Annotated in this window: 15 protein-coding genes and 1 pseudogene; 1 reads left to right on the forward strand and 15 read right to left on the reverse strand. The window is 45.9% G+C overall.

The window, feature by feature from the left end:
* Positions 1-93 precede the first annotated feature (93 nt).
* The 3 genes from IPN95_08855 to IPN95_08865 all read right to left on the reverse strand — a co-directional run bounded on the left by IPN95_08855 (position 94) and on the right by IPN95_08865 (position 3,929).
* Positions 94-783, reverse strand: a complete 690-nt coding sequence (locus IPN95_08855; protein ID MBK9449510.1) for a hypothetical protein — start codon at positions 781-783, stop codon at positions 94-96.
* Positions 780-2,792, reverse strand: coding sequence for a M4 family metallopeptidase (locus IPN95_08860; protein MBK9449511.1), 2,013 nt, complete (start codon positions 2,790-2,792; stop codon positions 780-782). Before IPN95_08860 ends, IPN95_08855 begins: the two co-directional genes overlap by 4 nt.
* Before the next feature lie 681 nt (positions 2,793-3,473).
* Complete coding sequence (locus tag IPN95_08865; GenBank protein MBK9449512.1) at positions 3,474-3,929, reverse strand: DUF1801 domain-containing protein; 456 nt, start codon at positions 3,927-3,929, stop codon at positions 3,474-3,476.
* A 203-nt stretch (positions 3,930-4,132) separates the two neighbouring features.
* Between IPN95_08865 and IPN95_08870 the strand changes: the two genes are divergently transcribed.
* Entirely contained in the window at positions 4,133-4,672 is a 540-nt protein-coding gene (locus IPN95_08870) for a hypothetical protein (protein ID MBK9449513.1), read from the forward strand.
* Between the two features lie 182 nt (positions 4,673-4,854).
* Here IPN95_08870 and IPN95_08875 read toward each other — a convergent pair whose 3' ends face one another.
* The 12 genes and pseudogenes from IPN95_08875 to map all read right to left on the reverse strand — a co-directional run bounded on the left by IPN95_08875 (position 4,855) and on the right by map (position 14,288).
* Entirely contained in the window at positions 4,855-5,580 is a 726-nt protein-coding gene (locus IPN95_08875) for a protein phosphatase 2C domain-containing protein (protein ID MBK9449514.1), read from the reverse strand.
* Positions 5,581-5,598: 18 nt separating this feature from the next.
* Positions 5,599-6,564: a hypothetical protein gene (locus IPN95_08880; protein ID MBK9449515.1), complete on the reverse strand. Its 966-nt coding sequence runs from the start codon at positions 6,562-6,564 to the stop codon at positions 5,599-5,601.
* Positions 6,565-7,089: 525 nt separating this feature from the next.
* Positions 7,090-7,839: a hypothetical protein gene (locus tag IPN95_08885; GenBank protein MBK9449516.1), complete on the reverse strand. Its 750-nt coding sequence runs from the start codon at positions 7,837-7,839 to the stop codon at positions 7,090-7,092.
* Between the two features lie 90 nt (positions 7,840-7,929).
* A complete protein-coding gene (locus IPN95_08890) occupies positions 7,930-8,256 on the reverse strand; it encodes a hypothetical protein (protein MBK9449517.1) in 327 nt (108 codons plus the stop codon).
* A 496-nt stretch (positions 8,257-8,752) separates the two neighbouring features.
* Positions 8,753-9,328, reverse strand: coding sequence for a hypothetical protein (locus IPN95_08895; GenBank protein MBK9449518.1), 576 nt, complete (start codon positions 9,326-9,328; stop codon positions 8,753-8,755).
* Positions 9,329-9,494: 166 nt separating this feature from the next.
* Complete coding sequence (locus IPN95_08900; GenBank protein ID MBK9449519.1) at positions 9,495-10,151, reverse strand: hypothetical protein; 657 nt, start codon at positions 10,149-10,151, stop codon at positions 9,495-9,497.
* Between the two features lie 168 nt (positions 10,152-10,319).
* Positions 10,320-10,844 (reverse strand): DMP19 family protein, encoded by a 525-nt coding sequence (locus tag IPN95_08905; GenBank protein MBK9449520.1) that lies wholly within the window; start codon positions 10,842-10,844, stop codon positions 10,320-10,322.
* Entirely contained in the window at positions 10,841-11,065 is a 225-nt protein-coding gene (locus IPN95_08910) for a hypothetical protein (GenBank protein ID MBK9449521.1), read from the reverse strand. The genes IPN95_08905 and IPN95_08910 overlap by 4 nt, the downstream gene beginning before the upstream one ends.
* Positions 11,065-11,250, reverse strand: a pseudogene (locus tag IPN95_08915) (type I methionyl aminopeptidase). The gene IPN95_08910 and the pseudogene IPN95_08915 overlap by 1 nt, the downstream one beginning before the upstream one ends.
* Before the next feature lie 205 nt (positions 11,251-11,455).
* Positions 11,456-12,112, reverse strand: coding sequence for a hypothetical protein (locus IPN95_08920; GenBank protein MBK9449522.1), 657 nt, complete (start codon positions 12,110-12,112; stop codon positions 11,456-11,458).
* Positions 12,078-13,316, reverse strand: a complete 1,239-nt coding sequence (locus IPN95_08925; GenBank protein MBK9449523.1) for a hypothetical protein — start codon at positions 13,314-13,316, stop codon at positions 12,078-12,080. Before IPN95_08925 ends, IPN95_08920 begins: the two co-directional genes overlap by 35 nt.
* 207 nt (positions 13,317-13,523) lie before the next feature.
* Entirely contained in the window at positions 13,524-14,288 is a 765-nt protein-coding gene (gene map, locus IPN95_08930; GenBank protein ID MBK9449524.1) for a type I methionyl aminopeptidase, read from the reverse strand.
* Between the last annotated feature and the right edge of the window lie 640 nt (positions 14,289-14,928).

Below are 14,928 nucleotides of genomic sequence, written 5' to 3' on the forward strand. Positions count from 1 at the left end.
TGAGGCTGGCCAGGGTTGTGTGGGCTATTCTTCACAACAAGGCACATTTCCCAACTCTGACAAGTGATTGCCGAATTCAATTAATAAAGCAAATTAAAACTGATACCCAAAACCAATCTGCATCGTGAACATATTGGAATTAGGACGATTGGGGTAAAGATAAGAAGAGTATCTCGGCTGATGATAGGCATATCGGTAAAGATATTGTGTGAATCGTAGGTCTGCAGTCAATACAAAATTCCAAAATATCACTTGATTCGCTCTTAGGCCAAGCGTAAAACCATAATCTTGCATATCAAAATCATCTCGTACGAAAGTGTTCCCAAACCGATATGCAAGCACAGATTCAAACCCGTATCTAAAATTAGCTCCTAGCAAAGCACTTACATTCGTTTTCTTTCTATCTAAAATTCTGTATTGATAGTACCCATCAAAAAACCAATTCTGACGCTCCGAAACATCACCTCGTTGCTGAACATAAGTGACAAAATAACTTAGGTAGCTATAGCTTGTAGATACTACAAATCCATGTTTTTTACCAATTTTTCGGTCATATTCCAAGCCGAATGCCAAATTTGTCCACCTCAGTCCAGATGGCCAAGGCTTTTGTACGATGGGAGAGCCGTCGAAGTACTCGTGAAGGGAAAAAATGACTCCCAAAATATTGTTTTTTTGCCTTTTAACGCTTGGAGAGTCTGGACTTTGGGCTAATGCCACTGTGATCGCCAATTGAAGGGCGATCACAGTGGCTAATCTTTGGAAAAAATAATACTTCAATCTCATTGCTTAACCAATTGAAATGATCTTGACCCAGCTTTTTCTTGGATTTTGGCAATGAATATTCCACTTGCATAACTACTAAGATCAACTTCAATTTGATTTGATGTTGTAAGTGAATAGCTTCTTATTTTTGTTCCCATTAGATCAAACACTTCCAAGGACTGAAACTCCTGAATATCTGAAAATTCAACCAAGAACTTCCCCGATGATGGATTGGGAAAAATCATTATGGGTTCCAATTTGGCGTGTGCCGGATCCTGCGAAGTTATTGGTGGACAAGCGCTAACATCGCCCACTCCTACGGCATACCATGCATTGGTGGTTTGGATTTCTTCATTTGAGCATGGTCCAAATAAGGCCTGCGCTGCAAGTATCGAAGATGCACGTGCTTTCTCAAAATCATCATCATCAGTTAAATAGTACATCATAATGTAGAATGCGATTAATCCCGCCTTTTCTGTTCCGATTCCTTGTACGTCATAAGTGTCGGAATGTGGCAAGTCGTTGGTGCCATTTCCTCCTTCAGAAAGTAAATAAAACCAATAATTTACAACGCCAGAATTCCCATGCATACCGTGATTATCACAAGCTCCAGTGTACCAATTTTCGCCGAGAACGGTATTTGGCTGCCCTGCAACTTTAGTGGAACAAGGGGAATTGATTACATTATGTGATCCATCAGATTTGGGATCCGTAAAATTTCGCGTCTCAACTGTTCCTGGATCTCCACCATGAATCCAGTCCATGGAACCATCGGTACGCAGTTCGATTAGCTCTCCGAAAATATCACCAAGTCCTTCCTTCAAAGTACCAGCTTGCGCATCGTTTTTCAAATAATTTGGACGAGATTCCTGCATTCTATGTGTAAATTCATGCCCAATGATATCTAGCGCTTTGCCTTGATCATCACCTTGTGCATACTTCATAATTTGGAGATAGTGATATCCGTTGTACAACCTGCCTCGTGGTCCACCCCCATCGTCATCAATATCGACTATTATTCTCAATTCGTGATCAGAAAAGTTCCCAAATGCTGCCCGAACATTGTAATTGAATGGGGCATCTTGGAAAAAATCCCAACTCTCAGATGCAAACCAATGCGTAGAAGTTCCAGCAATATCAGCTACATCCCAATCGTCGTCACTATCCGAATAATTGGAGCTTGTTCCCCAACCTGGTCCAAGAATGCCGCTTTTTTTTGTATGAATATTTCTGTTATTATCGTCTGTAAATAATATCCAATTGCCACCAGGTTTTTGAGTGTCAATCGTCCGCGTTCCATGAGACCATGTGCTACCAGGGCCATTAAAGCAATCTAGTTCGTCCTCCCTAAAAATCTCACCGGTATTCGCATTTACAAAAATTCTCCTATGGAAGGCAGGATCAAGGCTCAGAACTTCAAAGGCCCAAGCAAGTATGTATCTTTGACCCGGAATATAATATGACGGCAAATCAGTGAGACTATCCACAGCCCATATGAGCTCGCCTATCGGGTAATTCGTTGCATATGGGTCGTTTTGATCTTCTTGGATTTGAGCCTCCCAGGCGTCATCCATCCAGGCGAAAGTATTTCCAGAATATTCATTAAGAATTTGGCCCATTGCTTCACTCTCGCTAGAGATAGGGGTCGCATCTGCATCTAGATCAGAAACGATCTTCCCATCACCATGTATTACAAACTCATTATTAGCGTCCACATGTTCTTTATAGCGAGCTAATTCGACTCTAAGACCTTTATATGTCTGCTGGTAATAGTAGTGAATCAAATGTACAACTGAATCTTCTCGTTGATCATTTAGCACCCAATCATTGTCCAAATCTTCAGGGAATGCTATGTGAAAAAGCGAGAAAACCTGACCTGGTGCCATATAATTCGGTGGATAGCTACCATATCCTGAAACTTCGTCGAATTGTGTATAACCCAAATAGAAAATTGTATCCCATGCCGTTTGGGCGAAACTTCGAGTTGCAAATAATACGAAGAAAGTAAATGCGAAATAAAATCTTGACATTTTCATATTAGAGGGGAAAAACTGTCATGCCTACTCTTTAATGTGGATTTTCAGCAAACTCCAAACTCAATGCACCTAGCTTGGAGTTAAGGGCATTGACAATTCTAATCATTGCCCCAATGTAACAATAAGTACGATGATTACCAATCATATAGAAAAAATAGTTTGAGTTTCAGAAACTTTACCGAAAGGATTGACAAGCTATGGCAAAGATAGCCTTGAGCGTTGACTAAGAATGGAGGTATTGGTAATGACATTAGTCAATTTCGTTCAGGAATTCGCTAATGAGGCTTCTTGCTGCCTACGCCAGCTAAGTACGTGGCAGGAAGATGCTTATTCTGCAATAGTTGTGGAGGCAAGGATCAGTACTATGGTGGCGATATGGTTTGTGGGAATGCAAGAATTGCTTCTGCTTAGGATCCGGCCCCAGTTTTATGGGTTGCGTTTGGCGCAAATTTGTCCGTCCATTCGGGTGGGGTATTTTTTGTGAGCTGAGCGGATCCGTTTGCGCCAAAGTGAATGGTTCAAGGCCTCCTGCCTAGAAACCCATGCATGCACACACCCATTCAACAACCTATGCTCACACACCTTCAATAACCCATGCGCATACCGATTCGACGCACTCATGAGCACTCCGATTCAACAACGCATGCGCACACCCATCCAACAACCCAGCACTCCCTACTTCCTCAACATAGACTCATAGCGATCCACCCAATCCTGCGCCGTCATTTTCTGCATCAATTCCCCGATGAGTGCGTACGGGATCTCCTCCATTTTTTTGAAGCGGATGCAGCTTTTGCCCATGTCGAGCTTTTGTTTGCTGTGTTTGGGATATTCGGCGACGAACCATTCCAACAATTTGGGGTCGGAATAGATGCCCATGTGGTAAAAATTGATCGAATTCTTTTGCGAGGCGAGGCCCGCGAAGGGGAGGGGCTCACTCGGTTTGCAATGGTAACCCGCCGGATACAGCGTATGCGGAACGACGTAACCCAGTCCGCCGTAACTCATCGCAGGCGCAAAACCTTCGGGCAGGTTCTGCACAATCACATCGTGCAGTTTGTTAAATGCCTCCGCCCTGTCTGCCGGAACGCTTTTCAGAATCTCTTCAACGGTATTTTCTGTCGCTTTCATCGTATTTTCAGTTGACCGAAACTAGGAAAAAATTGGTTGCGCCCTGCAGGCATTCGGAGAAAGGATGCGCATTTTTCTCGCTGGATTACAGACTTTCGATATCTGCCCTTCCGCAATTTCCGAGGAAGGCAGGATTCCCGCTTGATTTTCGGTAGCAGAATTGGGTAACTTCAATTCATTGATTCACCTCTCAACAAAAACTGATGAAAAAGTTCGCCCTTTTGATTGCCTTGATCGCGTTTGCAGGCTTCGGTCTCGCGCAAAATCCCGAAAAAACGGGCCCCCTTCCGTTTGCAAAGATGAATTCAATCCAAGTCGATTTCCTCGGCCACGGCGGATTTTATTCGGTCAATTATGAACGTGTGCAGCACAATGGCAAACGTTTCAAGACCGTTTTGCGCGGTGGCGTCGGGATTTATCCTGCTTATCCGGGTGAGACGGGCATCCGTTTTAAGGTGCCGATTACACTGAATGAGGTGATGACCATCGCGGGCGGCCACCACGCCGAAGTTGGCGCTGGCATTCTCCTCACCAACGACTACAACTTCTTCGGTTCGATGTTCGGAATGCGGTTCAGCGGTGTCGAAGAATACGCGGCCTTCCACGTCGGCTATCGCTTTCAGCATCCCAATTGCCCGATCCTCTTCAAAACGGCATTCACCCCCATGCTCGGAACCTTTCACAAAGAAATCAAACCCGAATTTTTGCCAGCGTTTGTGGTGACGGCGGGGTACGCTTTTTAATGGAGAATTGATAATGGAAAATTGATAATGGAGAATTGCGAAGCATATCACGTCAGTAAACCCGAAGGGTTCGCGCAAGCAATGGGAAATGGATGATGCGATTCATGTTGACTTTGCGATCTCTGCGAACCTTGGCGTTCTTGGCGTTGAAATCAACCCAAAGCTGATCACGCCGCAATGCCTCACCCCTCCAACACAATCCGCAATATCCCCAAGTCATCTGCCGGCGCCAATCCATACACACTGCGGATTTCAGCGACCTTGGCTTTGATTTTGCCGGGCGAATGCAGGATTTTGTCCACGATTTCCTGTTCGGAGGTGGCTGGGAAAAGGCCTTTTTCGGCTTCGCGGAAGCTGAAAATGCCGTCGGTGGAAATGCTCAGGTCGCGCACTTCGGTGAATTGCAGGTGTTGCCGTTGTTGGGGCCACCATTCGCCGAAGGGCTCCGCGAGATGGTAACCAAGGTAATCGGGGCGGTTGTTTTGGTCAAATTCCTGGCCGGTCCCATTGCAGCCCACGTACCCGTCGCCAACCACCAATACCTCCGCCGTCCGCCGCCGAATGTCGACCAAGGCAATGACCAACGTAAACAGCAACTCGTTGCGCGACAATTGCAATTGGTTCACGAGGCTGCGCAATTCGGTCCAAAACTGCGAAAGCACCTTTTCCAGCAACACGGCAAGCGGCATTTGAACCGGCTCCCGAAAATCCAGGTGGTACATTTCGTTCGCGATTTTCCGCAGCAACTTGGCCGCCATCGTCGCCGAAAAGAAACAATCCGTCCCCGAAGAGCAGCCATCCATTACCGCCAACAGCTCCACATCCATCGTGAGCGAGGTGGCGATCAGGCTGTCTTCGCAGTGGGTGGTGTGGAAGGAGCCTATTTGGAGGTGGGAGTCTTGGTGCATTTTTTGGTGTGAAAAAGGTTATTTGCTGTAATCAATGGGTAGCTTTCTCTCAAAATCCTTCATTTTTTCCCGTGTGATATTGTTCGTAACCGCAAAATTTTGGCGGAAAAGCAGTTGGACCATGATCGGGTAATTATCCTTGAAATTTACGTTTTCAAAGCTGCCATCTTTGATTGCATACAAATCAAACAGCCAATAATTGTGACTTTGATATCTTTGAAATGTTTGGGTAATTACTTCAAAAACGCCATCTCCATCCACATCTCTTTCCAATCTGTTCTTGAATTCCTCAAACAAATCGGTGTAGGAAATCTTGTTGAAAGTGCCATCCGGCTTTTGAAGTAAGTAGATTACCCTAGCATAGTAGTTGATCCCTCCTGAACCATGGCTTGGAATAAGAAGTTTGATATCCATGAGGCTGTCACTGTTGAAGTCAGCCATATAAAGTGGTAAAGGGTCAGTTATTCCATAAAAGGCATCTGGCAATGTGATTTTTTGAATTTGTTGTTTGTTTTTGAAAAGCCTCACAATTGAATAGTCGAGCGTATCGAAAAGCGTCAATTGCGTTGTAAGAGAGTCGATTGTGTTGAAGAATCTTGGAATCGTGATGGTATGGTGAAGCTTGTTTTCTTTTTCCAGCTTATTATAGGTGGTCCAGTTCTTGTATTCTTGGCAATCAATCGCTGGATATTTTTCAAAGGGATATTGTCCTTTGGACATTCCATACACGATCATCCAGGCAAGCATCAAAAGTACTTTGGAGGGATGAATATTGGCGGCATATTTTAGCATCATCAAAATGGTTGGTTTGACCACTCCAAACGAATTCAAATTGTCAGAAGTTCTGTTCATTTCGTTGTGGAATTGATCAAATTGGAATACCCTTCGAAGGCCTCGTAAGCCAGCATTCATAGTCTTGATCGCAGCAAAAAACTGCGTCCGATACTCTCCCAGACCCAAATCCAGACAATTTTTCTTTCCCATTGATGATCGAAAATAGTGAAAAATTGAATGCCCATGATGTGAATGCAGCGAATGTTGAGTGATTTGTGATGCTTTCAATTGAGAAGTGTCAAACGCCAATGATCTTTGTTTCTTGGTATTCGTCGTTTTCGCCGACGTCGTAGGAATGCTGAAAAAGGAAAACTGTTTTCATAATGCGTGGTTGATTTTGGGATTAAGGGTGGAGACGTGGGAAGCATACAGTTTCTGAGCAGCAGCCATCCATCACCGCTAACAATTCCACATCCATCGTGAGGGAAGTGGAATTGTTGGCGGTCTTCGCAGTGCGTGGTGTGGTAGGGGCCCACTTTATTGGTAACCATCAGTTTCCATTGAAGGTGAAGTTACGGGGGAGAATTGGGAATATTGAATTTGTAGGTGAATTTCGAGGAAAGCTACCATCCTTTCGCACTTGTTGCGGGTTGTTCGTGCCGCATTCATTTGTCTGCGGTTTCACAACATCATCCCAAGCGAATGGGACGCATTTTGGCCTCCAACAAAGGTCCATCACTTGGCCTCACTTCCTCCAAACGGTCTATACAGGATTGCATTTTTGTCTGTATAGTCCCTTAACCTTTCAGTCAATTCTCGGGTCCGAGTAGCGGCGGTCGTAAGGCGGTGACTCATGGCATACACGGTATTGTTGCTCCTGAAAATGTAGCACGGGAAATTGCCCATATATTCATGTAGCGAAGCGTAGATTTCCTTCTCGTTCAGTATGCCAGCACTGTCAATGGTCCAGGTCATGAGTAAATAGTCGGTACCGTTCTTAAATGTTTTTTCAGTTTCGTTCCAATGCGCAAAAAAGTATGTCCTTGGATGCGTGAAGTGTTCTTGAAAACTTTCGACGGGAAAAGGGAATTGAATTACGGGATGACCATTGTCAACGGCATTGGGATGATCAGCCATCGATGACCAAATTGTCTGTTTTATTCGGTTGGTATCCAACAGGTAATTTTCAGCCCTCATGCTGTCGATAAACAGGTCGATACCGACAGGTTGGATATCCACCTCGATCACGGCAGTATCTTGCCGGACCTTTTCTTCCTGTGAAGTCAGTATTGACTCGGTAGCATTTGAACGGTCTGCAGAACAACTTGTCAGCAGCAGTAGCAGCAAAAGGGGAAGGATTATTCTTGAAGCCATTGTTTTATCCATGTTCTTGCTTCTAAAGCTTTTCTCACTGTCAAATGCACGCCACAAGCCGTTGCGAATGCCAATCCACCATTGCCGCGATGGAGAGATGATCCGTGCCATAGACCTTGAAGATAAGGATGAATGGCAAAGAATGCGTGAAATATTTCCTGAAGTTGGGCAGGTTGTACGAAGCAGGTCGTTCTGAAGGCGCTATTCTTTCCATTGTAGCTTTCCAGTTATGTGGTATTTCTTCCGACATGCATTCAATTCACTTGCATCGAAGGAATGGAAAACAAACTTGTTGGAGGCGTAAAATTCCATGACTTTTTTCTGGTACTCTTTTTTGTTGTGATTTTCAAAGAGAAAATCAAAGAAACTCCAACAGCCATTTTTGTCGATTACGTCGAATTGAATTTGCGTAACAGCGTAGGCTGGGAATTCGGCCAATTCTGCCAATGCAAAGTAAGCGATCTCCCCAACATTCAAATTGCCCTTTTTGCAGGGATCGTAAACAGGCGTCATGGTGGTGTCCGTCAAACTCTCAATCAGCAAAGGAATTGATGCTTGACCTCGTTGGATAATTCTCCAATAAATGTCAGCTGAACAGTCAAGGTTCTCAGCTTTCATGTTGGGTAGCAAGGAAATCAGGCTATCCCTGCTGGTTGTGAAATCAGCTGATGGAGTGGTTGATGATTTGGCATCAGCTGTATCATCAACCCTTTTGGGGATTATAGAAGGACACCCGAAGAGGAAAATGCAGAGTAGCAAAATGAAATTGTACACGATCTTTTGATGGGTAAGCTTGTTGCCGACCCTGCGCCTAAGCCGTCCCGCGGCACGAAGGATTCCAAAACCTATCCAATTCCAAATGTCGTTGCGCATCTAGTGTCTAAAATAGGGAATATTGGAATGCCGTTGTCTAGCCGCTTGAATATTTTCGTGGCGTTCGAAATGATGGGCGTCGAAGGGGATTTTCTTGCAATTTGGGGCAATTCCGGGGACGTTTTTATTGTGATAAATCGCAGAATGGTCGTCACCCATAGCCAAACCATACCGTCGTTGTTCCGTTGGCCTTGGCAAATTCCAAGAACCGCTGAAAATTTCGTAAATCTTGGCCGAAGTTGTTCCCGATATAGCCATCGCCTTTGTCGATGTTAAATTCTGAAAAATATTCTTCGTTCTGCAGCGTGTCAAAGTCTGTCGGCAGTAGCAAAGATGGAAGATTGTCAATGGGGCTGAGCTTCTCAATCAATTTCGCAACTGTCAATAGCACTTGGTCAATGTTGCTTTGCAATTCTACTTTGTTCTCTTCTGCGCCTTTCAGGATATTCTGCTTTTCCTCTTCACTTTCAGCCATCTCAAGAAAAAATTCCAGTCCTTCATCGTCGGGATAATTTTCCATTTCATAGATGGATGCGATGTCAACGCCCGTTATTCTTCCAATCTGATCAAGTTCTGCCTCGTGGCTGATTACATTTTGTCGACAGATAAAATTGCAAAATGTTCTGCTCAAATTGTGCTTGTGGAAGTAGTCGTTCTTTTCATCATGGTAGTCATCCGTGAAAATTTCATCGTAGTTATTTACCCTGATATCAATGTCTAGTCCCATAATTGTTGTTGTTTTATAGAAGTTATACCAAACGTTTTTTTTGCTAGCAATATATGCCGATTTTGGAAACGAAAACGATCTTCTTGCACTGAAATGGGATAGAAGCACAAATCTTCAATTTTGCCACTCACCCGCCCTGACCCAAGTCACGGCTTGAACGGCCTCTTCATTTCTGTCCACCAAGCCATAGGTCACCACGTTTAAATGAATATGACTCAGTTCGCTCGCCAATTGGTACTTTCAACTGGTAAGTTCGATGCGGCTTCTTTAGCAGTTTTTCAAACCACTTCTTCGCGTCTTCATAGTCTTGCCTTGATGCATAAATTTCAGGTTCTCCAACTTCGGTGTTGTCGTAGTGGTCTTCGTCCAAACGGTAGTCCCAATTGAGTTTTTCAAGTCTGTCCTTCAATTTTCCGTAGTTGGCAGGAATCAATTTTCTTTTCACTTCGGGTTCGAAAAACGTATTTTCATAAAAGGCTATGCTGTTGCCGATGGCGCATACGACTTGAGATTTAGAAAATCGTGGCTCAAATAGCCATATTTTCAGGTAATAGGGTTGTCCTAATTTGTCGAGTTGGTTTTTCCAATCTTCATAGATATCAATAAGTCCGCTTAAAATCTTCTGTTTTGTCATTCCTCTGGGCTCGGGAGTGACACTGTTGGTTAATGAGAGTCGGTTCCAAGGATGAACGCGAATTTTTGCGTAGTATCTGTCTTCCTGCGTTAATAAATAGCCGGTCAAATTGAGGTCTAAATTGCCAAGACGCCAATTCTCAATGGCTTTCCATATCCTTTTATGTCTACGTATTTTCTTTTGTTTCATGGTGGTCTATTAAACTTTTAACGTTTTGCAGCTACCCGAATGCCAGGACTTTTACCACAAAAATTGATTTGAAATGCTAATGTTTGGTTAACCACAAAATTGTCTTTGGAACACAAAACCCCGCCTTTTGGGTAGGTGTTGTTATGGGTTGCCCTTATTTCCATCGAGTTAAAATTTGTCGTTATTTTTTCTTACAAATTCAATATTCAGTGTGTTCAAGTCGTCTTCGCATGTAAAAAACTTTTGGTCAAGTTCTTCCCAAACAAGGTCTGCTGTTTCTTGAATTTGCTCTAGAATTTCTTGTCGCTTTGTTCTGTCCTCTGGAACATTTCCACTAGGGAATTGGTCAATTGCTTTTTGTAAAATGTCAGCCGTTTTGTTTGCACCTATTGTCAGCAAAGATTGAAGTGTCTTATGTGCAAAGTCGCCACTTGAGTTAAAAAAGTATTGGGTAAACCCACCATTGTTTATTTCTCTCTCCAAACATTGATTATAATAAAATTGCTTCTGTTGCTCTGTTAGCTTGTTCATTTCGTCTCCGTACGAGCAAAGGTCACCAATGTAATTGTCAAGTTCGATTATGCTACCATTTATGTCGTCAGACGATAACAGTTTTTCAAGGTCGAGTTTTTTGTTCTCCGAATTTTTGGCCGATTTGTCAGAACCACCAAATAGCTTTTTAAATATACTCATTGTCTGTTGTCTGTTTTAGGGTTTCCCATGACAATCTGCTTTACGCTATTTGCTGCATAAAGTACTCCAAATTGGATCAATAGACAAATACTCCATACCATATTTACTAAAATAGCAAAAAATCCAACCCCTCCAACGAGAATCTGTAAAATGGCAGCCTCCTTCACTGACGCATGCAACCGTGCCAACAACACCCGCGATCCCCAAAGCGCCAGCACCATCACCCCCAAATCCTATTCCCCGCCGTCAGCACAATCGGTCGCCCATCCGTGACCACAATCGTATGCTCGTGTTGCGCCATGAAGCCGCCTTTGTTGCCGACCATGGTGCAGCCGTCTTGTTGGGTTTCGGCGAAGGTGGAGTGCGTGGAAATGAAGGTTTCGATGGCCACCCCCAGATTTTGCCGTTGCAGGGTATTCCCCAACCATTTCTGGGTCAATTGCGTGTGGGTATTCCGTCATATTTTGGCTGTGATATTTTGACTTAATGTGGATCAGATTTGAGCACTCGGACCTTTCATTTTTATGCCTAGTTGTTGCAATCTTTGGTGAAGCATTGCTGATGTTCGGAGATTTAGTTGAAATCTGTAAAGCATTTGGCATCCAGCGGGTTCAGTAGCCACCAGCGTGACCTCCACGTTCCTGCACCAAAGTGAGATTTCCATCGACGTCGAACTCTAAATCATATCCGCGGTACTCTTTTTGACCTACTTTCACGCCGTAGGCCGACACGGAGCTCGGCATTCCATTTTCCCAAAAGCTCACGATCGTACCAGCGGGCAGGAAAAGGTCGCCCTTTTCCCAGTCCTCAGCGAGAATACATGACGAAACCCAGCCGTTTTCATGAAAACAAATATGGCCAGCCTTACAAGCCACACCATTGACTTCGTATTCCCTTGTCGATACCGTGCAGCCGAGTCTGCCACTTTGATGCAAGGCTATGAACTCCTTGCAATGCACATTTTGAAAAGTGACGGGATATTCCAACCAGCAATGTGCTAGCCGCCCATTGGGATGCGATTCGACACTAAATCCCAACGGATTCTCCTGATCGCATTTGCAAGGGACGCCTCCGATCATCAAGGGCTCACGCAAGTAAGCATACAGTCCACCCTCCTCGGTCGTTGCGGGTTCTGGCCAGAACAGGGAATCGGGCACATCGCTCACAAGATCGTAGGCGGGCAGCTCTTGGCAGGACACCAGCCACATTGAAACCAACCAAGCGACGATCACCTTAGCCCTGCTTGCTTTCTTGAATGATTTTCCCATGAATGTAGTTGATCATTCCCACCAACAGGCGCTCGCTCAGCTCCCAGAAATTTCCGATTCGGTGAATCCGACTTGCCACAACTGCGGCCTGATCCACCTTGCTTTCCAGTTGCAACAGGACATATTGTTCAGCAGCCTGCGAGACTTGTTCCGCTGCATCATTGATCCATTTATTTTCAGCATCGCCGCCACCGCCTTGCTTTAGAAATCCAAGGCCGATGGCGTCCGCAAAAGTGGTGTAAGGCTTGAACTGCTTCTGATTGCTGCTCAGGTAATAGCTCTCCAGTATATCGGTCACCGTCATCTGTCCCACTGACATCGTGTCAAAATGTGATGCGATCACATAAGCATCCAGGTTGCCGCGCATGTCTCTTGCAGGTGCGAGGGCATCCACTTGTGCTTGGATTTGAGCGGGAGTGATTTGGTCATCGACTGGGCCCGCACCCTTGAAGTGTTGCATGACGGTCTCAGCAACGGCACTCCCCAGGTCCCCGATCCAGGTCGCGGCTGCGGCATTATCCTCCACCATTGGACCGATTCCCAGCGGCAATCCCACTGCTGAGGGATAATTCAGGGCGTCCAAGCCGGCTAGTACATGTCCGATATCCACGAGTTGGCCGTTGGGTAGCTGCACCTCTTGAGGATAGATGTCTTTTTGGCCTTTGAAAGGCTGCATCAGTTCCAATTTCTCATCTTTTTTTCCTTCTTGTTTATAGTAAACGTCAGGTGGATCTTGATACGTACGTGTGCTCTGCCACCCAAGATCGATTTCTTCCTCCCGTTTTTCTTTCGGCACGGATTCATACCTTGACGGAACCTCCTTGCGCCTTGGGATCAGAAAATCTTCCCAGCCTGATGTCCCATAGAAGATGCGCCGTAGCCGCGTGATCATCATGGGTATATTTTGGGCTTCCTTGGGATACCGGGCCTCCTCCTTTCGCAACAGGGCGATAAAGTCACAAAACGGCATGTAATGACTTCCCGGCTTGGCCCTTTCTTCGAAGGGAACCTTCACTTCCCCAGGTAATACTTCGACACCAGCTTCAAGGCTGGATCCCGATTCGTCAAGGGACTGTGCTCTTTGGCTTCCAGCATTGCCATCCGCCGCCGAGGCCAACAGTTGGAAAGGCGGAGGTGCCATCGTCAACCCGGACTCACTTGATTTCTCCGAAGGTATTGGTGCAGCATTAAGGTGTTCTTTCATGCGTTGTAAGGTTAAGTTTTCAAGCCGAAGTTACGAACTCTTTGACGATCAAACAAGCGGGAGGGCTTTCATTTTTCGACCCCTTATTTCTTCACCATCGGGTCCAGCCGCTGCTCCACCAGCAACCTGAAGTTCGGCTGCTTCTTCGGCTTTTTGAGCTCCGTAAGGTGCCCCCATCATTTGCAAAATGGCAGATAACCCCTCTCCTCACCCCCAAATCCCATTCCCCGCTGTCAGCACAATCGGCCGCCCGTCCGTGACCACGATGGTGTGCTCGTGTTGCGCCATGAAGCCGCCTTTGTTGCCGATCATGGTCCAGCCGTCTTGTTGGGTTTCGGCGAAGGTGGAGTGGGTGGAAATAAAGGTTTCGATGGCCACCACCGAATTTTTGCGGAAGCGGGTTTGATTGTCCTTGTCGCGGTAATTCGCGATTTCGTGGGGTTCTTCGTGGAGACTCCTGCCGACGCCGTGGCCGGTCAGGTTGCGGATCACTTTGTAGCCGCGTTTTTTGGCTTCCGTTTCCATCAAATGGCCGATGTCCGCGATTTTCACGCCGCCTTTGATGCTGAAAATGGCCTTCCGCAAAATTTCCTCCGAAGCCGTGATCAGTTGTTGGTGGTGGTGAATGTCGTTGCCCAGGACAAACGAAGCGCCATTGTCTGACCAAAAGCCATTCAATTCGGCGGAGACATCGATGTTGATGAGGTCGCCTTCTTGCAGGATACGTTTGTCGGAGGGGACGCCGTGGCAAAATTCGTTGTTGAGGCTGATGCAGGTGTAGCCGGGAAATTTGTAGGTCAGGAGCGGAGCGGATTGGGCGCCGAAGTCCTTGAGGATTTGCCCGCCGAATTCGTCCAATTCCTTGGTGGATTTGCCGGGTTGTGCAAATTCGCACATGGCTTTGAGCGTGGTAGCGACGGCTTCGCTCGCCTTTTGCATTCCGACTAATTCTGATTCTTCTGTGATGGACATGGTACTCCTTTTTGAACCCTGTGTTTTAATGCCAACCTTCGACCCAATCCGCGAACGCTTTTACGTCCGAATGCAAGCCGCAACGGAACAAATCCGCGCAAAAGTAGCCAAATGCCGCGGTTTTATTCCTGGAAACAGTGTTTGCGATGGTTCTTTTTGAAGGCGGATTTGTCAAAATGGCCCAAGGGACTTCCGAAGTACATCGTTTGACTTGTTGGGGTCCCTCGCGTGACTTCCGAAGTCCCTTGGGTGACTTGCATAAGTCCCTTGAGTGACTTCCAAAGTCCCTTGAGTGACTTCCGAGGTCCCATGGGTGACTTCCACAAGTCCCCTGAGTGACTTCCAAAGTCCCTTGAGTGACTGCTATAAGTCCCTTGAGGGACTTGACCGAGTCCCCTGAGTGACTTCCAAGGTCCCTTGAGTGACTTCCAAAGTCCCTCGATCTACTTCGGAAGTCCCTCGATCTACTTCGGAAGTCCCTCGATCTACTTCCGAAGTCCCTCGGGTGACTTCCGAAGTCCCTCGGGTGACTTCCAAAGTCCCTTGAGTGACTTCCAAAGTCCCTCGGGTGACTTCCAAAGTCCCTTGAGTGACTTCCGAAGTCCCTTGAGTGACTTCCAAAGTCCCTTGAGTGACTTCA

This window comes from Bacteroidota bacterium, assembly GCA_016718825.1.
Classification (GTDB): domain Bacteria; phylum Bacteroidota; class Bacteroidia; order J057; family JADKCL01; genus JADKCL01.